The 25057-nt window shown below is 64.3% G+C and carries 30 protein-coding genes and 2 pseudogenes; 18 read left to right on the top strand and 14 right to left on the bottom strand.

Annotated elements, in window-relative coordinates; all coding sequences use genetic code 11:
* The first annotated feature begins 128 nt into the window (after positions 1-128).
* From NGM29_RS12610 to NGM29_RS21485, 3 genes and pseudogenes are all read left to right on the top strand, one after another.
* Positions 129-1564: pseudogene (locus tag NGM29_RS12610) on the top strand (FAD-binding oxidoreductase).
* A 115-nt stretch (positions 1565-1679) separates the two neighbouring features.
* Positions 1680-1853 carry a DUF7512 family protein gene (locus NGM29_RS12605; protein ID WP_425499263.1) on the top strand — a complete coding sequence of 58 codons (174 nt, stop codon included), beginning with the start codon at positions 1680-1682 and terminating at the stop codon, positions 1851-1853.
* Positions 1835-2821: pseudogene (locus NGM29_RS21485) on the top strand (sulfite exporter TauE/SafE family protein). Before NGM29_RS12605 ends, NGM29_RS21485 begins: the two are co-directional and overlap by 19 nt.
* A gap of 140 nt (positions 2822-2961) precedes the next feature.
* Here the strand turns inward: NGM29_RS21485 and NGM29_RS12595 are convergent.
* Positions 2962-3291 (bottom strand): chorismate mutase, encoded by a 330-nt coding sequence (locus NGM29_RS12595; RefSeq protein WP_254156609.1) that lies wholly within the window; start codon positions 3289-3291, stop codon positions 2962-2964.
* On the bottom strand, positions 3288-4166 hold the full coding sequence (locus NGM29_RS12590; RefSeq protein ID WP_254156607.1) for a shikimate kinase: 879 nt from the start codon (positions 4164-4166) through the stop codon (positions 3288-3290). The genes NGM29_RS12595 and NGM29_RS12590 overlap by 4 nt, the downstream gene beginning before the upstream one ends.
* 184 nt (positions 4167-4350) lie before the next feature.
* Here NGM29_RS12590 and NGM29_RS12585 point away from each other — a divergent pair, with 184 nt between their 5' ends.
* Positions 4351-4842, top strand: coding sequence for a DUF5796 family protein (locus NGM29_RS12585; protein WP_254156605.1), 492 nt, complete (start codon positions 4351-4353; stop codon positions 4840-4842).
* Positions 4842-5096, top strand: coding sequence for a DUF7508 domain-containing protein (locus NGM29_RS12580; RefSeq protein ID WP_254156603.1), 255 nt, complete (start codon positions 4842-4844; stop codon positions 5094-5096). The genes NGM29_RS12585 and NGM29_RS12580 overlap by 1 nt, the downstream gene beginning before the upstream one ends.
* Positions 5097-5127: 31 nt before the next feature.
* Here the strand turns inward: NGM29_RS12580 and NGM29_RS21175 are convergent, their stop codons facing one another.
* Both NGM29_RS21175 and NGM29_RS12575 read right to left on the bottom strand, forming a co-directional pair.
* The gene (locus tag NGM29_RS21175) at positions 5128-5262 is read right to left on the bottom strand and encodes a DUF7128 family protein (protein WP_256548163.1); all 135 of its coding nucleotides are present in this window, start codon (positions 5260-5262) and stop codon (positions 5128-5130) included.
* A gap of 74 nt (positions 5263-5336) precedes the next feature.
* Positions 5337-5999: a DUF7097 family protein gene (locus NGM29_RS12575; protein ID WP_254156601.1), complete on the bottom strand. Its 663-nt coding sequence runs from the start codon at positions 5997-5999 to the stop codon at positions 5337-5339.
* Positions 6000-6120: 121 nt separating this feature from the next.
* Here NGM29_RS12575 and NGM29_RS12570 point away from each other — a divergent pair, with 121 nt between their 5' ends.
* Complete coding sequence (locus NGM29_RS12570) at positions 6121-6453, top strand: DUF192 domain-containing protein (RefSeq protein WP_254160553.1); 333 nt, start codon at positions 6121-6123, stop codon at positions 6451-6453.
* 186 nt (positions 6454-6639) lie between these two features.
* A complete protein-coding gene (locus NGM29_RS12565; RefSeq protein WP_254156599.1) occupies positions 6640-8166 on the top strand; it encodes a (R)-citramalate synthase in 1527 nt (508 codons plus the stop codon).
* Positions 8167-8235: 69 nt separating this feature from the next.
* On the opposite strand, the gene panB is transcribed toward NGM29_RS12565, so the two are convergent.
* The 3 genes from panB to NGM29_RS12550 are packed head-to-tail and all read right to left on the bottom strand — an operon-like array spanning position 8236 to position 10780.
* Positions 8236-9048, bottom strand: coding sequence for a 3-methyl-2-oxobutanoate hydroxymethyltransferase (panB, locus tag NGM29_RS12560; RefSeq protein WP_254156598.1), 813 nt, complete (start codon positions 9046-9048; stop codon positions 8236-8238).
* On the bottom strand, positions 8937-10307 hold the full coding sequence (locus NGM29_RS12555; RefSeq protein ID WP_254160552.1) for a sensor histidine kinase: 1371 nt from the start codon (positions 10305-10307) through the stop codon (positions 8937-8939). The genes panB and NGM29_RS12555 overlap by 112 nt, the downstream gene beginning before the upstream one ends.
* A 17-nt stretch (positions 10308-10324) precedes the next feature.
* On the bottom strand, positions 10325-10780 hold the full coding sequence (locus tag NGM29_RS12550; RefSeq protein WP_254156597.1) for a histidine kinase N-terminal 7TM domain-containing protein: 456 nt from the start codon (positions 10778-10780) through the stop codon (positions 10325-10327).
* A gap of 137 nt (positions 10781-10917) precedes the next feature.
* On the opposite strand from NGM29_RS12550, the gene NGM29_RS12545 reads away from it, so the two are divergent.
* Complete coding sequence (locus NGM29_RS12545; protein WP_254156595.1) at positions 10918-11154, top strand: DUF5822 domain-containing protein; 237 nt, start codon at positions 10918-10920, stop codon at positions 11152-11154.
* A gap of 65 nt (positions 11155-11219) precedes the next feature.
* Here NGM29_RS12545 and NGM29_RS12540 read toward each other — a convergent pair whose 3' ends face one another.
* The 3 genes from NGM29_RS12540 to NGM29_RS12530 form a co-directional block, all read right to left on the bottom strand.
* Positions 11220-11759, bottom strand: a complete 540-nt coding sequence (locus NGM29_RS12540) for an HAD family hydrolase (protein WP_254156593.1) — start codon at positions 11757-11759, stop codon at positions 11220-11222.
* A gap of 186 nt (positions 11760-11945) precedes the next feature.
* Positions 11946-13076, bottom strand: a complete 1131-nt coding sequence (locus NGM29_RS12535) for an acyl-CoA dehydrogenase family protein (protein WP_254156591.1) — start codon at positions 13074-13076, stop codon at positions 11946-11948.
* A gap of 127 nt (positions 13077-13203) precedes the next feature.
* Positions 13204-14115, bottom strand: coding sequence for a dihydrodipicolinate synthase family protein (locus tag NGM29_RS12530; protein WP_254156589.1), 912 nt, complete (start codon positions 14113-14115; stop codon positions 13204-13206).
* A 139-nt stretch (positions 14116-14254) separates the two neighbouring features.
* On the opposite strand from NGM29_RS12530, the gene NGM29_RS12525 reads away from it, so the two are divergent.
* From NGM29_RS12525 to NGM29_RS12500, 6 genes are all read left to right on the top strand, one after another.
* Positions 14255-14707 (top strand): ferritin-like domain-containing protein, encoded by a 453-nt coding sequence (locus tag NGM29_RS12525; RefSeq protein WP_254156588.1) that lies wholly within the window; start codon positions 14255-14257, stop codon positions 14705-14707.
* 46 nt (positions 14708-14753) lie between these two features.
* Complete coding sequence (locus NGM29_RS12520; RefSeq protein WP_254156587.1) at positions 14754-15047, top strand: DUF211 domain-containing protein; 294 nt, start codon at positions 14754-14756, stop codon at positions 15045-15047.
* 7 nt (positions 15048-15054) lie between these two features.
* The gene (locus NGM29_RS12515; RefSeq protein ID WP_254156586.1) at positions 15055-15654 is read left to right on the top strand and encodes a VIT1/CCC1 transporter family protein; all 600 of its coding nucleotides are present in this window, start codon (positions 15055-15057) and stop codon (positions 15652-15654) included.
* 50 nt (positions 15655-15704) lie between these two features.
* A complete protein-coding gene (locus NGM29_RS12510) occupies positions 15705-16436 on the top strand; it encodes a ribulose-1,5-bisphosphate 5-phosphatase (protein WP_254156585.1) in 732 nt (243 codons plus the stop codon).
* A gap of 2 nt (positions 16437-16438) precedes the next feature.
* Complete coding sequence (locus NGM29_RS12505; protein ID WP_254160549.1) at positions 16439-17080, top strand: ribulose-1-phosphate aldolase; 642 nt, start codon at positions 16439-16441, stop codon at positions 17078-17080.
* Between the two features lie 146 nt (positions 17081-17226).
* Positions 17227-17946 carry a class I SAM-dependent methyltransferase gene (locus NGM29_RS12500; protein WP_254156584.1) on the top strand — a complete coding sequence of 240 codons (720 nt, stop codon included), beginning with the start codon at positions 17227-17229 and terminating at the stop codon, positions 17944-17946.
* A gap of 68 nt (positions 17947-18014) precedes the next feature.
* Here NGM29_RS12500 and pyrE read toward each other — a convergent pair whose 3' ends face one another.
* Both pyrE and NGM29_RS12490 read right to left on the bottom strand, forming a co-directional pair.
* Positions 18015-18548: an orotate phosphoribosyltransferase gene (pyrE, locus tag NGM29_RS12495; protein WP_254156583.1), complete on the bottom strand. Its 534-nt coding sequence runs from the start codon at positions 18546-18548 to the stop codon at positions 18015-18017.
* A gap of 229 nt (positions 18549-18777) precedes the next feature.
* The gene (locus tag NGM29_RS12490) at positions 18778-19323 is read right to left on the bottom strand and encodes a CDP-2,3-bis-(O-geranylgeranyl)-sn-glycerol synthase (protein WP_254156581.1); all 546 of its coding nucleotides are present in this window, start codon (positions 19321-19323) and stop codon (positions 18778-18780) included.
* 170 nt (positions 19324-19493) lie between these two features.
* Between NGM29_RS12490 and NGM29_RS12485 the strand changes: the two genes are divergently transcribed.
* The 3 genes from NGM29_RS12485 to NGM29_RS12475 are packed head-to-tail and all read left to right on the top strand — an operon-like array spanning position 19494 to position 21931.
* On the top strand, positions 19494-20330 hold the full coding sequence (locus tag NGM29_RS12485) for a proline dehydrogenase family protein (protein ID WP_254156579.1): 837 nt from the start codon (positions 19494-19496) through the stop codon (positions 20328-20330).
* A gap of 39 nt (positions 20331-20369) precedes the next feature.
* A complete protein-coding gene (locus NGM29_RS12480) occupies positions 20370-21086 on the top strand; it encodes a DUF502 domain-containing protein (RefSeq protein ID WP_254156577.1) in 717 nt (238 codons plus the stop codon).
* A gap of 29 nt (positions 21087-21115) precedes the next feature.
* Positions 21116-21931 (top strand): ZIP family metal transporter, encoded by an 816-nt coding sequence (locus NGM29_RS12475; protein WP_254156575.1) that lies wholly within the window; start codon positions 21116-21118, stop codon positions 21929-21931.
* Positions 21932-21996: 65 nt separating this feature from the next.
* Here NGM29_RS12475 and NGM29_RS12470 read toward each other — a convergent pair whose 3' ends face one another.
* Positions 21997-22263, bottom strand: a complete 267-nt coding sequence (locus NGM29_RS12470) for a hypothetical protein (RefSeq protein WP_254156574.1) — start codon at positions 22261-22263, stop codon at positions 21997-21999.
* A gap of 117 nt (positions 22264-22380) precedes the next feature.
* Entirely contained in the window at positions 22381-23262 is an 882-nt protein-coding gene (locus NGM29_RS12465; protein WP_254156573.1) for an amidohydrolase family protein, read from the bottom strand.
* Between the two features lie 341 nt (positions 23263-23603).
* Between NGM29_RS12465 and hflX the strand changes: the two genes are divergently transcribed.
* Entirely contained in the window at positions 23604-24944 is a 1341-nt protein-coding gene (gene hflX / locus NGM29_RS12460; protein WP_254156572.1) for a GTPase HflX, read from the top strand.
* The last annotated feature ends 113 nt before the right edge of the window (positions 24945-25057 follow it).

Raw genomic sequence — 25057 nt, 5'->3', positions numbered from 1 at the left:
TGTTGGCAATGACGGTAACTCTATCCCATTCACGCTTCGTAACTCGTCTTACGGTCTGAAACGGCGCTCACTCCATCGAACAGTGCTCGATAGGTGAGGCCAACGACTGTGACGTCGTACAGGTTGGCATGACACGACAGAAGGTCGGCGAGGATCAGACCGAACAGTTCGAAGGAGTATTCCACGGAGACCTGATCCGACCCGCTGATCCCGCCTACGACACGCACGAGCCGTCTGGAACGGGATGATCGACAGGCGACCCGCACTCATCGCGCGGTGTCGTAGAGTCGCCGACGTCATCAGCGCGGTGAACTTCTCCCGTGAACACGACCTGGCGGTGGCTATTCGTGGCGGCGGCCACAATGTCGCCGGGACTGCCGTCTGCGATGATGGGCTCGTTATCGACCTGTCCGAGATGAGGAGCGTGTGGGTCGACCCTGACGAGCGGACGGCGTGGGTTCAAGCCGGCGCCACGTGGGCAGACGTCGACCACGAGACGCAGGCGTTCGGGCTGGCGACTCCCGGCGGCGTCGTTTCGGATACGGGCGTCGGGGGGCTCATCCTCGGCGGTGGCATCGGCCATCTCCGGTACAAGTACGGGCTCAGCTGTGACAACCTCCGTTCCGTAGATCTCGTTACCGCGGATGGCAACTATCTGACTGCCAGCGAGGATGCACACGAGGAGCTTTTCTGGGGCCTTCGCGGGGGCGGCGGGAACTTTGGCGTCGTCACCGGCTTCGAATTCGAGCTCCATCCGGTTGGGCCCGACGTGGCGGTCTGCCTGGTGTTCTATCCGAGTGACCAGCTGACCGATTGCCTACGAGCGTTCCGTGAATACGCCGAATCCGCGCCCGATGCGGTTAGCACGCTCGTCTTCGCGGGCGAACTGCCCGACGAAGAACTATTCGAGGGCGACGATGTTCATCGGCAGAAGTTCGCCATCATGGGGTGCTATGCCGGGCCCGTCGACGACGGGACACGAGCGCTGTCGGCCCTGCGTGAACTCGCGGAGCCGATCGCCGATTTCAGCGGGGTGATGCCCTACACCGAACTCCAGCAGATCCTCGACGAGGACTACCCCGACGGGATGCACTACTACTGGAAGTTGCTGTATCTCGACGGCCTGTCGGAGTCCGCTATCGATCGCATTGCCTACTGGGCCGACGTGGCGCCCTCCCCACTCTCGACGGTCGACGTCTGGCAGTTAGGGGGTACAATTTCCCAGGTCGTCGTCGAGGATAGTGCGTTCGCGGGGCGGCACGCTCCGTTCTTGCTCGGTGTCGAAGCGAACTGGGAACACCCGGTGGATGACGACGCCAACGTCGGGTGGGTGCGTGACTGTCTCGACGACATGCGCCAGTTCTCGGACGGGTCAGTCTACCTCAACTTTCCAGGATTTCTCGAGGAAGGTGAGGACATGATGCGGACCACGTTCGGACCCGCCTACGAGCGATTAGTTGCGCTGAAGGACGAGTACGACCCGACGAATTTCTTCAGCCGTAACCAGAACATCTCACCGTCCGGAGCCGTGCAAACCAACGGCGGGGATAGCATCGATGTGTAAATTCAAGAGTGAAATGATAGGAAATCCGTAACGACCATTGACCGTTCGTGTCGTGTTCGTGAGTATACCCTGGATTTTGATCGGCATTCTACTGGTCGCAGCTGCGGTTCCCGTCATCCGCGATACGCATACAGTACCGAGTGGAACTGTGCAGGCTATGACGATTGTCGGCGTCGTTTTCGCCGAGGTTATCGTGCTGTACGTCGGTTACGGCGCTCTCGTGGCAATCGTCGAACCGTCGATTCGTGACCTGCTCGGTGGAGACTCCGCATGGAACTCCTCGGATTAAGCCTCGTATGGATTGCCGTCTTCGTCGGATTTGGTCTGCTGGTCGGTGTTCTCTTCGGGTTCTTCGGGATGGGTGGGTCGTTCCTCGTCACGCCAGCACTGCTCGTCCTTGGCTACCCGGCAAAAGTGGCAGTCGGAAGTGGATTCGCCTTTGTGTTCGGGACGGGCGTTGTGGGTTCGCTCAGGCATCGTACCCACGGTCAGATCGACTACAAGCTCGTCGCGTCGCTGACGGTGTCTATGACAGCTGGAATCGAGGTTGGGAGACGAGCAGTCGTGGTACTGGAAGAGTTCGGGTCGGCTGACCTCGCAATCGGCTTCGCGTACATCACCCTTCTCGCCCTCGTCGGACTGTTCACCCTGCGTGATGCACGCCAGGAGAGGGACGAATATCCCGGAGATGATCTCGCCAATCATGTTCAAACTTTTGACTGTCCTCCGATGGTGTCGTTGACCGGTGACGTCAGGGTGTCAGTCTGGGTTATCCTGGCAATCGGTGGGACCGTCGGAACGCTCTCTGGATTCCTCGGTGTTGGTGGAGGATTTCTGCTACTGCCCGCGATGATGTATTGACTCGGCGTTCCTGCTGGAATCGCCGTCGGAACTGACATACTCCAAATTACCGTGTCTGGTGCGTTCGGCGCGTTTGTCTACGCACGAACCGGCGCGGTTTCCCTCCCCGTTGTTAGTTTGCTACTCGTGGGAAGTGCGCTTGGTGCTCGCATCGGTGCAGGAGCATCGACGCTCGTCGACGAAGACGAGATCAAGGAATACTTCGCAGCAGTACTGCTCGCAGGAAGCCTGGCTGTGGCTCTGAAAAAGCTGAGTGCTCTACTCGGCGTCGAAGCGCTTCATACGGCAAGTATGGTTCTCATTATTGGCGCGGCGATCGCAGCGAGTGCTGCGGTAGTAATCACTGCCGTCGGTCGCGCACGCGTCTCTGCGTCACGAACGCCGGATGCGTTGTAACCAGAGCAAGCACGCCCCCGTTCTTTCTTATAGTGAGAGATAACTGACATATAACTAATCCGGCGACGAAGGAAACACAACTGCCGGACGAAGATACGACTACCCAATCAGCAATAATGCTCTGAAACAGCCGAATTCGGTCACCTACTCTCTCGCTGCTCGACCTTGTTCAGCTCGATCAGCAATCGAAAGATCGCCTTGACGAGGTTTGCGTCGACATTGAACCGATCCGCGTTCTCGCCCGCTCGCTCCATCACTCGAGCCTCTTGCGTTTCGTCCGTCGTGGGTAAGTCCTCGGCGGCTTTCACCTTCGCAATGGTGTCCGCGACGTAGGTTCGACGCGCGATCAGCTCGACGAGGTCCTGGTCGATCTCCTGGATTTCCTCGCGTAACTCCTCGAGGTCCATCTCCTCGGGCATCCGTCCCTCGTCGTTCGGTTCGTCAGCTGTTGTCTCTGAATCGTTCGTCATAACGTTGTGGCTCCGTCAGTTCGCGTTCGAACCAGCCGCGTCGTCCCTGGCCTGTCTCGCCACCGCTCACATACTGTCTCGAGCGCGTCTCGATCACCGACGGCCACGTAACTCGGGCCTGTCCCGGAGAGCGAGACGCCCGCAGCGTCCGGAAGCGCTTCGAGCATCGGTTGGGTCGAACACTCGAGGGCGCCACAGAAGGCGAAGCCGTTGACGGTCATCGCCTCGGTGTAGCGTCCGTCGAGGGCGAGTTCGGCGACGAGGTCGGCCATCGAGTCGATCCGCTTGCAGGCGTCGACGTCTGCGTCGGCGCTGAACGACTGTTCCGGCGGGGTGTAGATGGCGGCGTGCCGTGCGAAGTCCGACCGGTCGTGCTCGAGCAAGCGGTCCTCCGTGTTGTCGGTGATCGTAACGCCCCCGAGCATGCTCGCGCTCGCGTCGTCGAGGGCTCCGGTGACGGTGACGCCCGCGTCCCTGGCGGCCTCGACGCCGACCAGGCAGGCCTCGAGTTGGTCCACGTCGTCGGCGAGTCCGAGGGCGTCGAGCGTCGCGAGTACCGTCGCGTTGGCGGCGGCGCTCGAACTCTTGAGTCCCGAGGCGAGGGGGACGTCGCTCTCGGTCGCGACCGTTCCGCCCTGGACCGATTCCTCGAGATCGGCCGCCTCGCGGTAGTGCTCGAGCGTGCGCTCGACGCAGCGTTCGATCAGCGTAGTGTCGGCGTCGGGAGCACTCTCGACCGTCCCGGAGAACCCCTCCGAACCGTCGAGTTCGACCGTCGCGGTCGTCTCGAGGTCGATTGCGAATGCAGCGCCCGTACCGGTCGCTAGGGCGTTGAGTATCGTCCCAGCAGCGGGTGCGGTCGCCCGGCCGTCCATACGGTGTCTCTCTTGTACGGGCTATTTACGGCTGATGGTCGGTGCGGTTCTGGCCGCAATCGCCGAGTCGCCGGTATCGGTCGGTATCAGCACCATCGTGCGTCGCCGGTAGCAGCGCCATCGTACCGCCCTCGAGCCACGGGCAGTCCGTGGTGCTTTTGCCGTCTGCCACAAAGAGGTGCGTATGAGCACGCGAAGCAACGTCGCCCCGAGCACGCTACCGGTCGAACTGGTCGACGGCGGCGTCGTCGTTCGCTACCTCGACGGACGGGAGACGTTCTACAACGGCGTCCCGGAACCGAAGGCGGGAAGCGTTCGGTCCCCGCCGGGAAAAGAGGTGCACGTCCTGGTCACCGATCCCGACGGCGTCGAGGGTGTGATGACCTACGTCAACGATCGAAACACCCACGAGGACATCCTCGAGGCGACGGGCGTCGGGCGAGTCATGCTCGAGGCGACGGACGAGGAGGAACTGTTTCCCGGAGTTACCGTAACGACCGAGGGGTACTCCGTTCGCGTCGAGGCGGATCACGACGTCGTCGACGGTCGGGTGTTCGTCTTCGCCGAGGACGAAATGAGCGAGCATGCATACGAACTGGTCGAGGGAGACGGGCCAGACGAACGAGACGAGCGAGGCGGGCCAGACGAGCAGGACGAGCAACACGGGTCCGAGTGATGCCGCTACGAAAACAGTGGCGACCCCTTGAGCGCTCGACCGTCGCACGGGCGCCGGATCGCCCGGGAGTCTACGAACTCGGCGACACGGACGGCGAGGTTCGAACGGTCGACTCGGGCGTCCTCCGGGACGAACTCAAGACGGCGCTCGCCTACGAGAGCGCCGACCGGGTGCGCTGGGAGGCGACGCACACGCTCGAGGAAGCCGAGAACCGAGCCGCCGAGCACCGCGCTCGAGCGGGTCTCCAGGAGTAGGCGACGGCGTCGCTGCTGGCTGTGAGTGAACTCACTGGATGTACGACGGGCCTTCGGCGTCGCAGTGTCGTTCGTGTTTCTCGGCGTCGTCTTGGAGGTCGAACAACAGGCCGCACTCCTCACACTCGTACCAGGTGGCGTCGTCACGCTGGGTAGTAACCACCATACCACACCATGGCACGCGAAGGGGAAAACCGTTACTCCGGCAGTGGATCACGAACGGCGACCGATTCTAGAATTCTAGCGCTCTTCGTTCGAGCGGCTGGCGCGGTCTGCCGCGGTTTCGAACCCGAGTTCGGACTGCTCGAGCGACCGGCGACCCTCGCGTTCGGCGAGTGCTTCCGGATCGGGGGCGACGTCGTCGGTGATCCGCGCCCACGAGTTGTGCACCTTCGCGTGACACCACCGACAGAGGTAGATCGTAATCTCGTGACCGACGGTCTCGCCGTCTCGAGCGTAGGACAGGTGGTGTTCCTCGAGAAGCGGGCGCTCGCCGGAGATGATCGACTCGTCGGGAACCTGGCCGAGCCGGCGTTCCTCGAGGCCGCAGCGAGCGCACTCGCGTTCGGTGGTCCGGGACCGGAAGTGGGGGCACGCGGCCCAGGGGGAGGGTTGGCTCGCGTCGCTCCCGTCGCCGTGATCGCTTGCGTTGAGTTCGTCGATACCATCGCTCACGTCCGACGTCGGCTCGTTCGCACCGCTACACCCGGTACAGTCGCCTTCCGCATCGGCGACCACGCATACGTAGTCGGCCTCTGCTCGCTCGCGGGCGAACTCGGGGTCGTGCTGGTAGTAATCGAAGGCGTATCGGCACTTCCCGTCGCTGGTGAGGTGATCGCAGACGCCGGCGAACGCGTAGGGGTCGTCGACACCGACCGAGGTGCCCCGTGGCGTCTTCTCCATACCCCTGTGTACGCTCGAGCGAAGTTGAATCTGTGGTCTGTGCCCGCTCGGTGCCGACACGCCTTTTACCCTGCCGGCGCCACTCGAGATTGTGTCAGTCGTGTACGACCCCGACGGTGCGATGCGGACGCTCGCGACGACCGTCGACACAGCCGATTCCCTCTTGAAGCAGACTCGCGGGCTGATGTTTCGTCGCTCGCTCCCCGACGACTACGCGATCGCTTTTCGGTTCGACCGGGCGAAAACCCGCGACATCCACATGCTGTTCGTCTTCGTCCCGCTCGACGTGATCTGGGTCGCGGACGGCGTCGTCCAGCGGGTGGAAACTCTCCGACCCTGGCGGGGATTCGCCAGGGATCGAGCCGACCTCATCCTCGAGTTGCCGGCGGGCGCCGCCGAAGCCGTCGAACCCGGTGAAAAACTGGTTCTCGAGGCTAATTCCGGCCGAAATTGATCGCCGTCGAGTCAGCCCGCCAGCGACGATTGGCAGGTAGTGCCGTGACCGGCGCCTTTAACCACCGATGGGGCCACGGCTGAGATACAATGACACGAGACTCGTTCTCACCGTCAGAGGATAGAGGAAGTCGGGGCGACCCGGCTGGCCGCGAAATTCGCCGATAACGCCTTTTCAACCGACCCAATGACCCGTCCACCTACCCCGCTTACGGACACGTCCGTCGAACTGCTGGATACGACCCTCCGAGACGGCGAACAGGCCCCCGGCGTTTCTCTCTCGCCGGACGAAAAAGTCGAGATCGCCCGCGCCCTCGAGCGTGCCGGCGTCGGCGTCATCGAGGCCGGGAGCGCCTGTACGGGTGCTGGCGAGCGCAAAGCCATCTCGCGCGTGACCGACCTCGGCCTCGAGGCCCGCGTGACGAGTTTCTGCCGCGGCGTCAGGAACGACGTCGACCTCGCCCTGAAGTGCGACGTCGACGGCGTCCACCTCGTCGTGCCCGCGAGCGACCGCCACGTTGAGGGGAAAGTCGGCAGCACCCGCGAGGACGTCCTCGAGACGACCGCCGACCTGGTCGGGTACGCTGCGGACCACGGCCTCTGGGTCGAGGTGATCGGCGAGGACGGCTCACGGGCCGACCTGGGCTACCTCGAGACCCTGATGGAGACCGCCCTCGAGGCAGGTGCTGACCGGACTTGCTTCGCCGACACCGTCGGCCACACGGGTCCGGAGCGAACGGCCGCGGCCGTCTCCCGCCTGGCCGAACTCGGGCCGGTCAGCGCCCACACCCACGACGACCTCGGGCTGGGCGTGACCAATGCGCTCGCCGCCGTCTCCGCGGGGGCCGACCTGGTTCACTGCACGGTCAACGGACTCGGCGAGCGTGCCGGGAACGTTGCCCTCGAAGAGGTCGCCATCGCGCTCGAGCACGTCTACGGCGTCGAGACGGTCGAACTGAGCGAACTCTACGACCTCGCCCAGCGCGTCGCCAGGGCGACGGGCGTCGAACTGGCGCCGAACAAGGCCGTCGTCGGGCAGAACGCGTTCACCCACGAGAGCGGCATCCACACCGACGGCACCCTGAAGGACGATAGGATGTACGAGCCCTATCCTCCCGAGACGGTCGGGCGAGAACGCCGACTCGCGCTCGGCAAGCACACCGGTCGGGCCGGCGTCAGGGCCGCGCTCGAGGAACACGGCGTCGACGCGACCGACGAGCAGGTCGGGACGATCGCCACTCGAGTGACCGAACTTGGCGACCGCGGGCGGCGGGTGACCGACGCCGACCTCCTCACGATCGCCGAGGACGTCACCGGCGCCGACCGCGACCGGACGGTCGAACTGCTCGACCTGAACGCGACCAGTGGCGGCGCAGTGCCCACGGCGAGCGTTCGCCTGTCGGTCGCTGGCGAGGAGCGCATCGCCTCCGGCACTGGCTCAGGTCCCGTCGACGCTGCCGTCTCCGCCGTTCGTGAAGCGATCGGATCCGCCGCGGACGCCGATCTCGAGGCCTACCACGTCGACGCCGTCACCGGGGGCACGGACGCGGTCGTCACCGTCGAGGTCATGATGGCTCGAGACGACCGTAGCGTGACGGTCGCCCGGAGCGAGGCCGATATCACCCGGGCGAGCGTCGAGGCGATGGTCGACGCGCTGGATCGGTTGCTCGAGGACGAAGACGAACGGCAGGTGGTGGCGTCGGCGGACGACTGATCGCCGTTGCCTATTAACCGGGCAATGGAGCCGCGCCGTAAGGTGTGACGAACGGGCTCGAGTGCGAACTCAGTAGATCCGATCCAGGTCAGACTGCTCGTAGCTGTGTTCTTCCGCGGGGAACGACTCGCCCTCGACGGCTTCGACGTAGCCCTCGACGGCCGATTCCATCTCCTCGCGGACGTTTCCGAACTGTTTGGAGAACGAGGGACTCCACTCGCTGAGTCCCACCGCGTCGTGGAACACGAGCACCTGCCCGTCACAGTCCGGGCCCGCGCCGATACCGATCGTCGGGATGTCGATTGCCTCCGTGACCTGCGCCGCGACGTTCGAGGGAACGTGCTCGAGGACGAGCGAGAACGCGCCAGCGTCCTCGTGGGCCTGGGCCAGGTCGACGATCGCTCGGGCGGACTCCTCGTCGGTTCCCTGGCGGGGGAAGCCGCCGTACTGGTTGACGTGCTGGGGGGTCAGCCCGAGGTGAGCCATTACCGGGATGCCGAGCTGGACCATCTTCTCGGTGAGGTCGACGGTGTGTGGCCCCGACTCGAGTTTGACCGCCTCGGCGCCTTCCTCTTTGAGCATGCGTCCGGCGTTCTCGAGGCTCTCTTTCTCGTTGACGCCGAAGGAGAGAAACGGCATGTCGGCGACGACGAGGGCGTCCTCGGTTGCGCGGGAGACGGCGTTGACGTGGCTGGCCATCTGGTCGACGCTCACCGGGAGCGTCGTCTCGTACCCAAGGGTCGTGTTACCGACGCTGTCGCCGACGAGGATCACGTCGACGCCGGCCCGGTCGACGATGCCGGCCGTTGGCGCGTCGTAGGCGGTGAGCATCGTGATCGGTTCCGTTCCGGCTTTCTCGCGAACGTCACGAACCGTTGGCATACCACGACGGTCGCCCTCGAGCGAGTAAACGTCACTGTTTCTGGGCCAGAGCGGGCCCGAGACGGTCGGCCGAGTTCCGAACCGAGAACTCGAAGCAGGCGCCGTCGAACCCGTTTCGCCCGCGGTCGCTGCACTCGACGGTCCAGCCGTGTGCGTCGGCGATCTGGGTGACGATCGAGAGTCCGAAGCCCGTTCCATCTGCCCCGATCGAATACCCCGAATCGAACACGCGTTCCCGTTCTTCCGGCGGAATTCCGGGTCCGTCGTCGACGACGTAGAAGCCCGTCGCTCGAGCCGACTGCGACCGATACCGTCGGTCCGGCGTGTTCCACACAGTTCCGAAAAAGGTTCTCGAGGGCTCGAAGCAACCGATCTCGATCAGCCTCGAGCGGCCGATCGTCGACGACCGTCAGCGTCGCCGCACCCGTGTCGACGCCGTCCCAGGCCTCGCGGGCGACGGCCTCGAGCGACAGCGTCTCGGTCTCGGTTTTGTCGACGGTCGATCCCTCCCGCACCAGGGTCAATGCGTCGTCGATGATTGCCTGCATTCGGTCGTGTTGCGTTCGAACGATGTCGAGGGTCTCTCGACCGTCCTCGTCGACGGACGTCTCGAGTATGTCGAGATACCCGGCCGCGATATTCAACGGGTTCCGGAGGTCGTGACTGACGACGCTCGCGAACTCGTCGAGGCGAGCGTTCGTCCGCTCGAGTTCGCGTTCGTGGCATCGTCGGTGGGTCACGTCCTGGATCGTCACCAGCGTGGCGTCCGACCCGGTCGTGATCGGTTCGCTTCGAATAGCTACGTGCTGTGTGGTTCCCGCCCGTTCGATAGCGAGTTCGCCACGGCCGGTTTCGACGACCGTTTCGACAGTTTCGGTGCCGAGTCGGACTCGGTCGGCAGAAGCGCCGACGAGGCCGGCGTCGGGGTTGGAGTCGGGACCCTCGAGCATACACTCAGCCGTCGCGTTCACGTCGACGATGCGCCTCTGTCCGTCGAGCACGATGACGCCGTCACGCATCGTCTCGACGACTGATTCCCGGGCGACCGGCACGATATCGAGCAACTGATAGCGAAAGATGGCCGCGGCGACGGCAACACCGGTAATCGTGAACGCGACGGGCGTCCAGTTGACCGATTCGGCCCCGGCAATTCGGACGTAAAAGACGTTCGTGAGGAGGGGAACGACGACGGCGGCGGCGATCGCTACCGCCTGTTTCCGGTACACGCGACGTGATGTGTACGCGACGTGTCCGACCAGCGCAATCCCAGCGTAAATCAGGTGGATGTCGTACGCCCAGCCGGACGTGTGGGCAACGTGAGCGTTTCTGCTGACGAGTCTGGCGTCGGCCAGGAACCAGCCTGAAACCCGTTCGTCACCATCGTGAGAAACGTGAGGGCGGGAACGACGGCCAACAGTCCGATCGTTCGCCGAGTGACGTGTCGGTCGTAGCCCGCATAGTGAGCGGCAAAGACGGTCCAGGTAACGGGCAACGCGAACGTCGCGACGTTGCTCAGTCCGAACCAAAACCACGTCGCTGACGCACTTGCGCTCAGGTGCGCCCCCAGCGATCCGACGCTCCAGGCACAGGTGATCGACATCATAACTGCCAGTGTGACCGCCAGTCGATCCTGACGATTGCGCCGTTTCCGAAGGGCGTAGACGACGACACCGACCGAGAGTACTGCTGCGACGAGCAACGCTCCGACGTAGACGGAATGGAGGTCAGTCATCCGTCCTCCGCCGGCAGCATTGTTCCATACCGGAGTCACTCTTCTACCAGTACATGAAGGCGTTGGCCCTCTCTCACGGGCCAGGAACGACGGTCAAAGCCAGTATCGTTAAGCCCGCTCACTCGAGATGTCCGCGTGTGCCTCAACGCGTCGAGACGAGTTCCCCGGAGGGCGTCGATTACGGCTGGGTGATGCAGGTCACGTTCGTCACGACGATCGTGGTCGGTGCCCCGCTCGTCGCCCTCGCGTCCACGACTGTCGACCTGCCGACGTGGAACGCTCGAGCGGAGTTCGCCATCCGGGTCGGCGCTGTCGTCTGGGTCTTCACCGCGCTCGCCGTCTTCGCCTACGCGAAGCGGGTGCAGGGTCGGTAGGCTGTCTGGACCTTTCCCATCCGTATTTTGCCGACCTCCCTCTGCGCAAACCGCCGCCTCGAGGGCTACCGACCGTCGACGTATTGAAATCTCGTACCTGCTCGGTTCGCCGTCTCTTCGTCGCGCTGAGAGTCGCCGATGAAGAGCGTCCGCGAGGGTACTGACTCGAGCGTGTCGATCACTGCGAGCAACGGGTCCGGGTGAGGTTTTCGTGTCTCGACGGAGTCCCGTCCGACGACAGCGTCGACGGCCGACGCGAGCGCGTGTTCCTCGAGGGCGATCCGACACGCCGCCTCGCAGTTGAGCGAGCAGACGCCGACGGGAACGTACTCGGCCCGCTTCTCGAGGTCGTCGGCGTGAGCCAGTCGCGTGGATCGGCGCGCACCCTCGCGTTCGTGGCCGGCGATCGTCGCCTCAACCTCGGCCGCGAGTCCGACGTCGGGCGCGCTGGCCAACAGCGACCACAGGTTGGATTCCGGCGGGTCGACGTCCGCCGCGAGGTACACCTCGCGGACGTCTCGGGTGACTGAGGCCCAGTCGACTATGAGGTGGACGAGCGTCCCGTCGAGGTCGTAGACGACTGCGTCGTATCCGTCGGTGTTCACGAACGACGAAAGGAACGACAGGGCGATAGTGGCTTCGGTCGCCGCCGGCACCCCGGATGGAGAACGGTGTTTCGAGGGGTGCTCGAGGGGTACTCGACGGCCATTCGGAAACGCCAGGAAGACGGCCCGAGGGCTGTGAAGGCTACTCGAGAACGCTGGAGGAACGCCTCGAGGGCAACTCGAGAACTACTCGAGCAGGTGACGAGCGATGATCTTCTTTTGTATCTCGGTCGTCCCCTCGTAGATTTCGGTGATTTTGGCGTCCCGGTAGAGACGCTCGACCTCGCCTTCGGTCACGTAGCCGTAGCCGCCGTGGACCTGGACGGACTCGTTGGTGACGAACATCGCCGACTCGCTGGCGAAGTACTTCGCCATGCTCGCGATCATCGCGGCATCGCCCTCCTTCGCCGCTCGCTTGCGGGCCGCTTCCCGGGTGAGCAGGCGGGAAGCCTCGATTCTGGTCGACATCTCCGCAAGCTTGTGCCTGATCGACTGGATGTCGCCGATCGGTTGGTCGAACTGTTCGCGCTCCTGGCTGTAGGCGATGGCCTCGTCGAGGGCGCTCTGGGCGAGCCCGACTGACTGGGCGGCGATGGCGATGCGGCCGCCGGTCAGGATTTCGAAGGCCGCAGAGAGGCCCCGTCCTTCCTCAGTCAGCCGATTCTCGGCCGGGATTCGAACGTCATCGAAGTGGAGGCCCGTCGTGTCGCTCGCCCTGAGCCCGAGTTTGTCCTCCTTCTCGCCCACGGTGAGTCCGTCCGCGTCGGCGGGCACCAGGAACTGCGTGACCGTCGAGGGGTCGCCCCGGTCGGTCTTCGCGAAGAGGACGATCACGCCCGCTCGCTGGCCGTTCGTGATCCACTGCTTGTCGCCGTTGATGACGTATTCGTTCCCCTCTCTGACGGCCTCAGTCGTCATCTCGGCCGGGTTGGACCCGGCGTGTGGCTCCGAGAGCGCGAAGGCGCCGACCAGCCGTCCGGTAGCCATCTCCGGCAGCCAGCGCTCCTTCTGCTCCTCGTCGGCGAACGTGGCGATACACGAGGTCGCCAGACAGTGGACCGAGAGCGCCGTCGCCACCGCCAGCATCCCGTAGGCGACTTCCTCGTTGACGATGGCGTAGGTGATCGGATCGGCGTCGTACCCGCCGTACTCCTCCGGAACCGTCAGACTCGTCAGGTCCATGTCCGCGAGGCCGTCCCAGACGTCCTCCGGGAACGTCTCCGTCTCGTCAGCCTCGAGCGCCGTCGGTCGGATCTCCTCGAGGGCGAACTCGTGCACTACGTCCCTGACCGCCTCCTGCTCGGCCGTGAGTTCCATGCCTCGTGATCCGTGGCAACGGCAAAAAATGCCTCCGGTTTGCGTTCCTCGTTCCCCTCTTCCTCCCGTCGATCGGCAGCGAACCAGCCTCCGACGAACACGGCCGACGACGAAACCAGCGAGTCCCCTACAGCAGATCCAGCGCCTTGAGTTCGGCCTCGAGTTCTGCCGTACTCGCCTCGTCTTTCAGCCGCAGCGGACTCCGGAGCGGTCCTGCGTCGAATCCACGAAGCCGGAGCGCGGTCTTGACGCCCGACATGTACGCACCGCCGGTCTTGAGCGCGTCGCGGACGTCGTAGACGCGACTCTGGAGTTCACGGGCGCGATCCTCGTTGCCCGCGTCGTAGGCCTCGTAGAGGTCGACCACGAGTTCGGGAAAGACGTTCGCGACCGCGCTCACCATGCCCGAACAACCGATCTCGAGGCCGGGGAAGAGCAGCGAGTCCGAGCCGGAGAGGAATGTCAGTTCGGGGTGAGCGTCGATCGACTGGGCGAGCCACGGGACGTCCTTGCTCGAGTCCTTGAGGCCGGCGATGCCGTCGATCTTCGCCAGATCGTCGAGGGTCGACCGCGAGATGGCGTTCCCCGTTTTACTCGGGATGTGATAGATGTAGATGGGGAGGTCCGTCGCCTCGGCCACCCGACGATAGTGCTGGAGGGCAGCGTCGTGGTCGACCGGGTAGTAGTACGGCGTCACGACGACCACGCCGTCGACGCCGACGCGCTCGGCGTGGGTCGCGTGCTGGACCGTCTCGTGTGTGCTCGGCGCGCCGACGCCGGCGATGACGGGTACGTCACCGTCGATTTCTTCGACCACCGCTTCGACCACGCCCCGTTGTTCGTCGGCGGTCAACAGGGGGAACTCGCCGTTCGTCCCGAGCGGGAACACGCCGTGGGCGCCGCCGTCGACGACGAACCGGGCGTGGGCCGCCGTGGTCTCGTAGTCGACCGACTCGTCCTCGTGAAACGCCGTGACCGTCGGGGGGACGACGCCGCGGACCGAAAGCGGGTCCTCCGTTCCGGGATCGTGATTCGACATACCCGCAACTCAGTCCGGCACGGCTATAAAGGACGGCGGTGCCGGCAGGGTTTCCGACTTCGTCCCGATGCTGGCCCCACGCTGGACCGCGAGCGATGCCGGTGTCAGCTTTATACGGGCGTTCGTGATAGAACCAGCTATGGCAGACGAGGTCACCGAACTACTGACGAAGGCGTACATCGACGAACTCGAGACCGTGATGAACTACCTGACGAACGCGATCGTCCTCGACGGCGTCCACGCCGAGGAGGTCAAAGAGAGCCTCGAGGCGGACGTCGAGGAGGAACTCGAGCACGCGCGGATGCTCGGCAACCGACTGAAGCAACTCGACGAGTCCCCACCTGGATCGATGGAGTTCGAGGCCCGCCAGTCGAGCCTCCAGCCACCCGAGGACACGACCGACGTCCAGTCCGTCATCGAGGGTGTGCTCGAGGCCGAGGAGGACGCCATCGAGACCTATCGCGCGCTGTTCGAGGCGGCGGGCGAGGCGAACGACCCGGTCACCGAAGACGTCGCCGTGACGATCCTGGCCGACGAAGAGGCCCACCGGACGGAGTTCCGCGGGTTCCAGAAGGAGTTCCCGAACGACTGAAGACAAGGACCCGCCCTCTAAGGACTCACACGGTGTACACGAGGGTATGCCCGTACCGGTACGACGGCTCGTCCTAGACCTCCTGAAGCCACACGACTCGGAGACGGTCGAGTTCACGACGACGATCGCCGAGCACGCTGGAGTCCAGGGCGTCAACGCAGAACTCATTGAGACGGATCGCGAAGTCCAGACCCTGAAGCTCACGATCGAGGGCGACGACATCGACGTCGACACCGTCGAGGAGGTCATCGCTGACCTCGGCGGGACCGTTCACTCGATCGATCAGGTCGTCTGCGGCGAGCGCTTCGTCGAACAGGTCGACACGGCGCAGGATCGGTGACGGCAGGATGACCGATCTTCGGGAATTGCTCCAGCGCGAAGACGTCCGATCAATCTCGAGACGGTACTTCATCTCCAACGGCTTCGACGGGACGCTGACGAGCATCGGGGTTGTCGTCGGGTCCTACCTCTCCGGCGTTGACGACGGGCTCACTGTGGTGGCGATTGGCCTCGGCGCCGCCGTCGGCCTCGGGACGTCGGGCGTCTGGAGCGTCTGGGAGATCGAACGCGCCGAGAAACGCGCCGAACTATTGCGCATCGAAGCGGCGATGCTGACCGACCTCGAGGGGACGAGGGTCCAGGAGCGCCAGGCTGGTGCGCGGTCGATCAACGCCGTCGCGAGTGGCGTTGGACCGCTCATCGGGATCCTCCTTCCGCTAGGTCCGTTTCTCGCCGAGGGCGTCACCTTCTCGATGCTCGAGGCGACGGTCGCCGCTATCGGTGTCGGGGTCGCCGTGCTGTTCGTCTTCGGGGCCTATCTCGGATCGATCTCGAAACAGAACTGGCTCGTTGCCGGCGTTCGAATGGGGCTGGCGGGGGTCGTGGTCGCGGCCATCAACGTATTACTCCCCGGCTATGGTTCGAGTTCAGATGCGGTTTCGCCCTGATCGCTCCGTTCGACCGACACGCGTTTTACCGATGCCCGAGCAGGTCACCTATGACCGTCGACGCCGTGCTCTTCGACTTCGACGACACGCTCTACCCCTACGCGCCGTGCAACGAGGCGGGAAAGACCGCCGCCCACGAGGTTGCCCTCGATCGTGGATACGACTTCGAGTCAACAGAGTTCGAAGCGTTCTACCAGACTGGCCGCCGCGACGTGAAACGCGACCTCGCGGGGGTTGCTGCCTCCCACGAACGCCTGCTGTACTTCAAACGGGCGTTCGAGCGCCACACAGGCGAGCCCCGACCGTCGGACGCGCTGGCCCTGGGCGACGCCTACTGGGAGGGGTATCTCGAGGCGATGGCGCTCCACTCGGGTGTCGAGGAGACGTTGTCGGCGTTCAGAGAAGCCGACGTTGACGTGGGAATCGTCACGAACCTCACCACCCGGATTCAACTGCGCAAGATCGAGCGGTTGGACCTCACGGACGCCATCGACTTGCTCGTGACCTCCGAGGAGGTTGGCCAGGAAAAACCCGCCTCGGTCATGTTCACCTACCCGCTGTCCCGACTCGAGTGTCACCCGAGCGATGCGGTGATGGTCGGCGATTCGATCCGCTCGGACGTCGTCGGCGGAAACGCGATCGGTCTCGAGACAGTGTTGTTCGACGCTGCGGGCGAGGAGCCGGGCGACCCCGATCCCCTTGGAGCTGATCGAACGAAAGACGATCGAATCCCCGACCACAGGATAGATCACTTCGGCGACCTAACAGACCTGGTACTGTGACTGTGATCCTCGAGACCCAGCGCGAGCAGGTGGTCGAGCACGCGAGCGACCTCGCGACGCTCACTCCCGGCCGAACCGGCAATCTGAGCGTCCGCGGCGGCGACGGCGACGCCTTCGCGATCACGCCGACGGGCGTCCCCTACGACGCGTTCGACGTCGACGACGTGCCGGTCGTCGGCGTCGACGGCGAGCACCGCGACGGGGCGATGAAACCCAGCAGTGAGGTCCCGATGCACAGCGCCATCTACCGCCGGGAGGACGTGGGTGCCATCGTCCACACCCACTCGCCGTGGTCGACGACGCTGGCGATCGCCGACGAACCCCTGCCGCCGATTCACTACATGATCGTCGCCGTCGGCAAGCGGGTGCCAGTCGCCGAGTACGCCCCCTACGGTACTGACGCACTGGCCAAGAACATCGTCACCGCGATGCGTGAGGCCGACGCTACCGCGAGCCTCATCGAGAATCACGGCCTCGTCGTCACCGCGCCGGACCTCGAGACGGCCCTCGAGAACACGGCCCACGTCGAGAGCCTCGCCCGGATCTATCTGGAAGCGCGCTCGGCCGGCCTCGAGCCCCAGCGACTCTCCGACGAGCAACTGGAGACGGTGCTCGAGCAGTTCGAGTCCTACGGCCAGCAATAGCGACATCGGGCGTTCGATATCGGTTTTCCGTCTCTTTCGACGGCCTGCTGATTTACCAGCCTCGTTGCCGATGCTCGTTACGGATGGCCAGTGACTCGAAATCGAATCACAACGATTACTTCGAATGGTGCCACACGAACGTGTTCATGCCACCCGATGAGAGTCCTACCGTGGAGGACGCATACGACAAACTGGCGGAGACGTACAAGACGCAAGAAGAAAACCCGTACTGTGCCGACCTCGAGTTTCCTGCGACGACGGAACTCGTTCCTGACGTCGCGGACAAACGAGTCCTCGATGCGGGTTGTGGACACGGTCGGTACGCAGACTGGTTGGCCGAGCGGGGAGCGGACGTTCTCGCTGTCGACAGGAACACCGAGATGCTCGAACAGGCAAGACGACGAATCGGCGAGCGAGCAGAAATTCGCCAGGTCGACATCACGGAGCCTCTCGAGTTCGCCGACGACGGAACGTTCGACGGTGTCATCTGCGGCCTTTCGCTCCATTACGTCGAAGACTGGCGACAGCCCTTCGCGGAGTTCGCTCGCATCCTCCGGCCAGGCGGATTCCTCGTGTTTTCGGCGCAACATCCAGTCGATGAGTACATTGCGTTCGAAGCCGAGAACTACTTCGACGTCGAACGGGAACGAATGACGTGGTCCGCCTCTGGCGAGGACATTGAGGTTCCCTTCTATCGTCGGCCATTTTCTGAGGTCGTCAACTCGCTCGTCGAAACTGGGTTCCACCTGGACGAACTGGTCGAACCGAAGCCGAGAGAGTCCTTCAAAGAGAAAAAGCCAGAATCGTACGAGAAACGGTTAAAATACCCGACGTTCCTGTGTGTTCGGGCATCGAAACCCGACTAACGAGCTATCGGAACTATCGCATTTGAACTGATTTCGACGCCCCGTCGAGACTACCGCTTGAGAACCGCTCAGTCGCGGTCGGCCAGCAACTCCTCCGCCGTCACCAGTGCCTCCATCTCGAGGCCCGCGGCTTCGACGTTCTCGCGGCCACCCTCCTGCCGGTCCACGACGACGAGCGCGCGCTCGACGGTCGCACCCGCCCTGCGTAGCGCCTCGACCGCGTCTACCAGACTCGTGCCCGTCGTGACGATGTCCTCGACGACGACGACTTCTTCGCCCTCCTTGAGTCGGCCCTCGATCAGGTTCGCCGTCCCGTAGTCCTTGCGCTGCTTCCGGGCGATGACGTAGGGAACGCCGGCGGCGACGCTCGTCGCGGCCGCCAGCGGGACGCCGCCGAGGGCGACCCCGCCGAGTTTCGCGTCGGCCCTGGCCTCGAGTCGCTCGGCGAAGGCCTCGGCGATCAACTCGAGACAGCGTGGGTCGGTCTCGAAGAGGTACTTGTCGACGTAGTAGTCGCTGGTGCCGCCGTGGGAGAGTTCGAACTCGCCGTATCGAACCGCGTCGGCGTCACGAAGGGCGTCGATGAGTGCCTGGTTCGTCATTGGCGACAATGGGGCGGCGAATCGAAATAAACGATGTGATGCGCGCTCGTAGCCGAGGGGGCTCGAGATCGGGCGTGTCCGGAGCTCGAGGAATGCATTTGCGGTCGGATACCCGTCCGGAGTTGGCTCGTAGGGGCAACACTCGAGGCCGGCACTCGAAGTTGACTCACACGTCGAAACTCGAGGCTGGCACTCGAGCGGCCGACACGAAGAGCGAGACGGGACCGGCCTACCAGGGTTCGTCCTTCAACCCGAGCCTGTACGCGATCACGTTCGTCAGGACGTGCAACAGCGGCGTGATGACGACGACGACGAGGATGACCTCCCAGGTGAATACGGACAGAAACCAGTCGATGTCGAGCAGGGCCGTCACCGGGAGCGAGACGACGACGAAATCCAGTTGATCGACGATTGGGAACATCGCCCCGCGGTCCCGGCCCGTTCGACGCTTGAGAAACGAGGCGAGGATGTCCCCGAGCATCGCCCCGCCAGCGAGTCCGAGCGCCGCGAGCGCCGTGAACGTCGGCACCTCGAAGCCGAGCGCCTCGCTCGCGTCACTGGCGATCAGCGTCAACACCGCCGCCAGGATCAGGCCGACCGTCGTCCCCACCGCCGTCCCACGCCAGGTCTTGCCGTCGCCCAGCAGTCGCTTACTGTTGAGGGTTCGACCACCGTCGATCGGCCGACCGCCGCCGGCGAGCACCGCCGCGTTGTTCGGCACGTACGCGGGCACCATCGCCCAGAACGCGACTACGATCGTCTCGAGTACTGCCATGTCACCCTCGATGTGCCGATGGCTCTTAACCGCTGGTGGTTCTCGCGCGCCAGCCGGAGGCGTCGATGACCGATGACGGTCGTAGGCGCGTCGAAAACGGTCGCAAGCGACGATTCCTCAACGAAGACGAATCACAAACTGCCAAATAAGAGGGGGACACACGTTCGATTATGATCCCGCCCATCGCGAATCGGTTCGTCGCCGGGGAGTCACCCGCGACGGCCCTTGAGCACGTGCGGACCCTGAACGACCGGAACATCAACGCCATCGTCAACCTGCTCGGCGAACACTACGACTCCCGGTCGCCGGCGGCGGCCGACGCGGCCGAGTACCGCACGCTCGTCGCGGACATCGGCGACTCGAACCTCGAGGCCTGCATCTCGGTAAAACCTTCTCAGATCGGCCTCGACGTGGGCGAGGACGTCTTTCGCGACCTGCTCGAGGAAATCGTCGCGGAGGCCACAGATCGAGACGTGTTCGTCTGGATCGACATGGAGGATCACACGACGACCGACGTCACCCTCGACGCCTTCGAGGCGATGACGACGACCTACGACGGCAACGTCGGCGTCTGCGTGCAGGCGAACCTCGAGCGGACTCGCGAGGACGTCGAACGTCTCGCCGACTTGCCAGGCAAGGTTCGGTTCGTCAAAGGAGCCTACGACGAACCGGCCGAAATCGCCTACAAGGACAAAGCAGCCGTCAATCGTGCCTACCGGGAACTGCTCGAGTACGCCTTCGAGCACTTCGAGGACGGCATCGCCGTCGGCAGTCACGATCCGGCGATGATCGAGCACGCAATCGACCTCCACGAGGAGTACGGGACCGACTTCGAACTCCAGATGCTCATGGGCGTTCGCGAGGACGCCCAGGAGGAACTCGCGGCGGAGTACGAGATGTGGCAGTACGTTCCCTACGGCGGCCGGTGGAAGTCGTACTTCTACCGACGGGTCATGGAACGCAAGGAGAACCTGTTTTTCGTCCTGCGGGCGATCCTCGACCGGTAAAGGGAAGGGCTGATAACCCCGTAGTGTGACCCACAGCACATGACCTCGTGGAAGCGGGACTTTGCGAGCGGCCTCGTCGTTCTCGGTCCCATTCTCATCACCCTCTACCTCCTCTACTGGCTCTACGGGATCATCGCGGGGGTCACCCCGGAATTGATCCTCGACGCCAACGTGCTCCGATGGCTCATTCCGGACGGAGCGTTCGAGGGTGCGGCCAGAACCCGCGAACAGGTCGCACAGTTCCTGCGGGTCGTCATCGTTCTCACGGTGCTCATCATCCTCACGCTCTCGATGGGGTACCTGATGCGAACGACCATCGGCGGTCTGGTCGAACGCGTCCTGGACAACGTCGCCAACCGCGTGCCTGGCCTCCGGGTCGTCTATAACGCCTCGAAGATGGCTGCCGAAACCGCCTTCGGGGAGCAGGAATCGCTGCAGAAGCCAGTCAAGGTCGAGACCTGGAACGGCGCCCGGATGACGGCGTTCAAAACGGGCAAGAAGACCGACGATGGCCGCGAAGTGCTCTTCTTGCCGACCTCGCCGAACATCACGACGGGGTTCGTCATCGAGGTCGAAACCGACCGCATCACCGAACTCGACGAGGATGTCGAAGACGCTCTGACCCGGGTGCTCAGCGCCGGATTCGGCGACGCGGATCGGGGCATGGACGCCGGCATCTCGATCGACGTGATCGACGAACGCGTCGCACAGCATCTCGAGTCCGACTCCGACCAACCGTCCGAGACGAACGACTGAGACCAGCCGGTTCCCGCTAGATCACACCTATGTCGACGCTCCCCGAGGTCCTCGTAATCGCGACGCTCGCTGGTTGTGCGACCGGAATCGGTGCGCTGCCGACGATCTACACCGACCGGGTGAGCCACAGCGTCTACGACAGCTCGCTGGGATTCGCCGCCGGCGTCATGGTCGGCGCGGCAGTCTTCGCGCTGATCATCCCCGGTCTCAACCTCGGCTCGCCGCTCGAGGTCGTCACCGGAATCGTCGCCGGCGGGGCCTTCTTGCTCGTCGTCAACGCCGCGCTTCCCCACCTCCACATCAACACCGGGTTCCGGGACGAAGCCAGCGGAATGGAGGGGATTGCCCTGCTCCAGAGCGATGAGGCCGCGGCCGAACGGGCGGCGATGGACGACGACCGCCGGCGGGCGTTGCTCGTCGGCGCCACCGTCACGATCCACAACGTCCCCGAAGGACTCGCCGTGGGCATTGCCTTCGCCAGCGGCGAGGCGGGACTGGGACTCGCGATCGCGACGGCCATCGCCGTCCAGAACGTCCCCGACGGATTCGCGATGGCGATTCCAGCCATCAGAGCCGGGGTCTCCACCCCGAAGACGATCTTCTATACCACGCTCTCGGGTGGCCTTCCCGAGCCCATCGCGGCCGCGGTCGGCTTCGCTCTCGTGGCGGTCGTCACCGGCATCTTCCCGATTGCGGCGGGCTTCGCCGCCGGCGCGATGATCGCGGTCGTGTTCCGCGAACTCATCCCCTCGAGTCACGGCCACGGCTACGCCGATACCGCGACGATGGCGTTCCTCGCCGGGTTTTCGGTGATGCTGGTCGTCGACACCGTCCTGGCGGTGTGACTTCCAGTTCGAGTGGCGCTACGACGAGGGCGAGTTGGAGATGACCGCGCTGACATCCCATCCCGCTAGTCACGATCGGCGGGAGCGTCGGTCTCGGAGTGGTCTGCTTCGGCGTCCATCGATGCCTGAATCTCCTCGAGTCCCGGGGCTCGTCGTCGGACGATCATCAGAACGAGTCCGAGCATGATCGCCGGAATAACGACCATCGCGACCAGGACGAAGAGGGCAATCTCGAGTTCCGGTGGGCCGGGGATGGTGGCGAGGGCGTGCTCGAGCGAGCGGCTGATCGAACGGCCGATCGAGGGGCCGAACGACCAGTACGGCACGAACATAACACACGTACTCGAAGCGCACATACAACAGTTGTCCTCGTTCTCAGTTCGAGAGGTATCGTCGTTTTCCGTTCACGACGCTCTCGCTCGTCGAGTACGCCCACCTCTCCGAGGCGCTCACTCGATGCCCAGGAACGACTCGGCGTTCTCCCAGAGGAGCTTTCGCTGCACGTCCTCGGGGAAATCAAGTTCGGCGAACTGCTCGAGCCAGGGCCTGGGCTCGAGCATCGGGTAGTCGGTGCCAAACATGACCTTGTCCTTCAGCAGAGACTTCGCGTAGTGGAGCACCTGGTCGTCGATGTAGCGGGGCATCCACCCCGAGAGGTCCATGTAGACGTTGCCCTTCTGCTGGCAGATGGCCAGTTGCTCCTGTTCCCAGGGGAACGCCGGGTGCGCGATCAGGATCTGTAACTCAGGATAGTTCGCCGCCACGTCGTCGATCAGCATCGGATTCCCGTACTTGATCTTGAGGCCGCGGCCGCCGGGCGAGCAGGCCCCCAGCGTCGAGTTCCCGCCGTGAAAGACCACGGGAACGCCCAGGTCCTCGATGGTCGCCCATAGCTCCTCGTGTTCGGGGTCGGAGGGATCGAAGCCCTGGGCAATCTGCTGGAACTTGAATCCCGAGAGATCGAGGTCCTCGACGCAGCGAATCGCCTCCTCGACGCAGTCGTCCTTGAGCGGGTCGACCGAGCCGAAGCCGACGAAGAAGTCCGAGTACGTGTCCCGAACCTCGGCGACGTAGTCGTTGGGGACTGGCGGATTGCCGGTGTTGGTCTCGGCGTCCCACCCGAGGAGGACCGTCCGCCCGACGCCCGCCTCGCGGTACTCCTCGATCATGTGCTCGTAGGTGTCGGTCTCGAGGTCGGCCCCGAAGCGGTCGGCCGCGTCGCGCATCATCTCCCCGCCCGCGTCGTGGAGGAACTCGCTGGTCGGCTGGTGGGCGTGGGTGTCGACCGCTCTCGGCCCGTCGGCGGCCTCGAGTACTGCCGGAAGCGTCATACCTGACTTTCCGCCTGCGGCCGTAAAAACGGCGCCGGTTCGCGCTGACGGGCGAGCGCCACCGCATTCAAGACCCTTCCCGACGTAGGTGAGGTATGATTCGCGACCAGCTAACCGAGGTGACCGGCCGGCATCCCTGACGTGGTCAGGTACTGGGCGGATTCGAGAGACGGCGCCTCGAGGCACGCCTTCGTCGGCCGCGTTCGCGAGCGTTCACTTGCGCGCTCGCTCGACTGCTCACTCGAGTGTCAGTCCGAGCACTCATTCCTGCGTCCGTCCGAGCGCCCACTCGAGCGTTCGAATCGCGTCGACGCCACTATCGACCACGATCAGCTACTCGTATGAACGAACGCACACACGAACGGACGAGTGCGGACGCGACGGCGGACGAACGAGCGATCGTCGCCAAACGCGTCGACTCCGGCGTGCCCGACACCGAGGAGATTTCGGACCTCGCCCGTGCGGCCGGGTACACCGTCGTCGACGAGGTTACCCAGACCAGAACGGCGGATGCCGCCCTCCAGCTAGGCGAGGGAAAGGCGAACGAGCTGGCGGAGACGGTCCGGCGGGCCGACGCCGAGACGGTCATCTTCGACAACCGGCTCGGGCCCTACCAGACGTACAATCTCGGACAGCTCCTTCCCGAGGGAGTCACGGTCATGGACCGATTCACGCTGATCCTCGAGATATTCGGCCAGCGCGCCCAGACCCGGAAGGCCCAGCTGCAGGTCGAACTCGCCGAACTCCGGTACGAACTCCCGCGCGTCGAGGCGAAGGCGAGCCTCGCCAAACGGGACGAACACCCCGGTTTCATGGGGCTCGGGGAGTACGACGAGAGCCGCGAACAGGACATCAAGGACCAGATCAGCCGGATCAGGGACGAACTGGACCAGATCGAGCAGACCGAGGAGCACCGACGCGAACGACGCCGCGACTCCGGATTCGACCTCGTCGCCCTGGCGGGGTACACCAATGCCGGCAAATCGACGCTGCTCCGACGCCTGGCGCGAGATCTCGAGGTCGAGGAGAACGAGGACCTCCACCCGGACCTCGACGCTACCGCCGAATCGCAGGACAAACTCTTTACAACCCTTGGGACCACGACTCGACGGGCGGACATCGAGCCCCGGAACGTGCTCGTGACCGACACGGTCGGATTCATCAGCGACCTGCCCCACTGGCTCGTCGAGTCGTTCAAGTCGACCCTCGATTCGGTCTACCGGGCCGACCTCGTCTTGCTCGTTGTCGACGTGAGCGAACCGGTCGAGGAGATCCACGAGAAGCTCGTCACCAGTCACGACACGCTCTACGAGCGCAACGAGGCGCCCATCGTCACCGTCCTCAACAAGATCGACCGCGTCAGCGACGAGGACCTCGCCGAGAAACGCGAGGCACTCTCGGCGCTGGCACCGAACCCGGTCGCCGTCAGCGCCCAGGAAGGGAGCAACGTCGACGCGTTGCTCGAGCGCATCGACGAAGAACTCCCCGACTGGGAACGCGAGCGCCTCGTGGTGCCGATGACCGACGACACGATGAGCCTCGTCTCCTGGATCCACGACCACGCCAGCGTCGACGACGTGACCTACGGCGACGACGACGTCGTAATCTCGTTCCTGGCCCGGCCTGCAGTGATCGACCAGGCACGGGCTCGAGCGAGCGACCTCCAGGCGGCGGAGGTCTGACTGGCCGCGTTCAGCACAGATCCTCTTCTGGTACGGACTCCAGACGAGACGAACCGCTCGACCCTTTCGAAATCCCACTTCCAAGTATCGTACCGCTGTAGCGCGGAATACGC

It is taken from the genome of Natronosalvus rutilus (assembly GCF_024204665.1).
GTDB lineage: Archaea > Halobacteriota > Halobacteria > Halobacteriales > Natrialbaceae > Natronosalvus > Natronosalvus rutilus.
The sequence above is the reverse complement of the archived record's forward strand: the minus strand, read 5'-3'. Positions and strand labels throughout refer to the sequence as shown.

Excerpts from the sequence above, each read along its gene's own strand:
- NGM29_RS12500 (WP_254156584.1), top strand. The coding sequence starts at position 17,227 with ATGCCACCCGATGAGAGTCCTACCGTGGAGGACGCATACGACAAACTG.
- NGM29_RS12550 (WP_254156597.1), bottom strand. The coding sequence starts at position 10,780 with ATGACTGACCTCCATTCCGTCTACGTCGGAGCGTTGCTCGTCGCAGCA.
- NGM29_RS21175 (WP_256548163.1), bottom strand. The coding sequence starts at position 5,262 with ATGGTGGTTACTACCCAGCGTGACGACGCCACCTGGTACGAGTGTGAG.
- NGM29_RS12480 (WP_254156577.1), top strand. The coding sequence starts at position 20,370 with ATGACCTCGTGGAAGCGGGACTTTGCGAGCGGCCTCGTCGTTCTCGGT.
- NGM29_RS12520 (WP_254156587.1), top strand. The coding sequence starts at position 14,754 with ATGCCCGTACCGGTACGACGGCTCGTCCTAGACCTCCTGAAGCCACAC.
- NGM29_RS12465 (WP_254156573.1), bottom strand. The coding sequence starts at position 23,262 with ATGACGCTTCCGGCAGTACTCGAGGCCGCCGACGGGCCGAGAGCGGTC.
- NGM29_RS12565 (WP_254156599.1), top strand. The coding sequence starts at position 6,640 with ATGACCCGTCCACCTACCCCGCTTACGGACACGTCCGTCGAACTGCTG.
- NGM29_RS12585 (WP_254156605.1), top strand. The coding sequence starts at position 4,351 with ATGAGCACGCGAAGCAACGTCGCCCCGAGCACGCTACCGGTCGAACTG.
- NGM29_RS12580 (WP_254156603.1), top strand. The coding sequence starts at position 4,842 with ATGCCGCTACGAAAACAGTGGCGACCCCTTGAGCGCTCGACCGTCGCA.
- hflX (WP_254156572.1), top strand. The coding sequence starts at position 23,604 with ATGAACGAACGCACACACGAACGGACGAGTGCGGACGCGACGGCGGAC.
- NGM29_RS12575 (WP_254156601.1), bottom strand. The coding sequence starts at position 5,999 with ATGGAGAAGACGCCACGGGGCACCTCGGTCGGTGTCGACGACCCCTAC.
- panB (WP_254156598.1), bottom strand. The coding sequence starts at position 9,048 with ATGCCAACGGTTCGTGACGTTCGCGAGAAAGCCGGAACGGAACCGATC.
- NGM29_RS12535 (WP_254156591.1), bottom strand. The coding sequence starts at position 13,076 with ATGGAACTCACGGCCGAGCAGGAGGCGGTCAGGGACGTAGTGCACGAG.
- NGM29_RS12470 (WP_254156574.1), bottom strand. The coding sequence starts at position 22,263 with ATGTTCGTGCCGTACTGGTCGTTCGGCCCCTCGATCGGCCGTTCGATC.
- NGM29_RS12595 (WP_254156609.1), bottom strand. The coding sequence starts at position 3,291 with ATGACGAACGATTCAGAGACAACAGCTGACGAACCGAACGACGAGGGA.
- NGM29_RS12515 (WP_254156586.1), top strand. The coding sequence starts at position 15,055 with ATGACCGATCTTCGGGAATTGCTCCAGCGCGAAGACGTCCGATCAATC.
- NGM29_RS12490 (WP_254156581.1), bottom strand. The coding sequence starts at position 19,323 with ATGGCAGTACTCGAGACGATCGTAGTCGCGTTCTGGGCGATGGTGCCC.
- NGM29_RS12485 (WP_254156579.1), top strand. The coding sequence starts at position 19,494 with ATGATCCCGCCCATCGCGAATCGGTTCGTCGCCGGGGAGTCACCCGCG.
- NGM29_RS12475 (WP_254156575.1), top strand. The coding sequence starts at position 21,116 with ATGTCGACGCTCCCCGAGGTCCTCGTAATCGCGACGCTCGCTGGTTGT.
- pyrE (WP_254156583.1), bottom strand. The coding sequence starts at position 18,548 with ATGACGAACCAGGCACTCATCGACGCCCTTCGTGACGCCGACGCGGTT.
- NGM29_RS12530 (WP_254156589.1), bottom strand. The coding sequence starts at position 14,115 with ATGTCGAATCACGATCCCGGAACGGAGGACCCGCTTTCGGTCCGCGGC.
- NGM29_RS12525 (WP_254156588.1), top strand. The coding sequence starts at position 14,255 with ATGGCAGACGAGGTCACCGAACTACTGACGAAGGCGTACATCGACGAA.
- NGM29_RS12590 (WP_254156607.1), bottom strand. The coding sequence starts at position 4,166 with ATGGACGGCCGGGCGACCGCACCCGCTGCTGGGACGATACTCAACGCC.
- NGM29_RS12570 (WP_254160553.1), top strand. The coding sequence starts at position 6,121 with ATGCGGACGCTCGCGACGACCGTCGACACAGCCGATTCCCTCTTGAAG.
- NGM29_RS12510 (WP_254156585.1), top strand. The coding sequence starts at position 15,705 with ATGACCGTCGACGCCGTGCTCTTCGACTTCGACGACACGCTCTACCCC.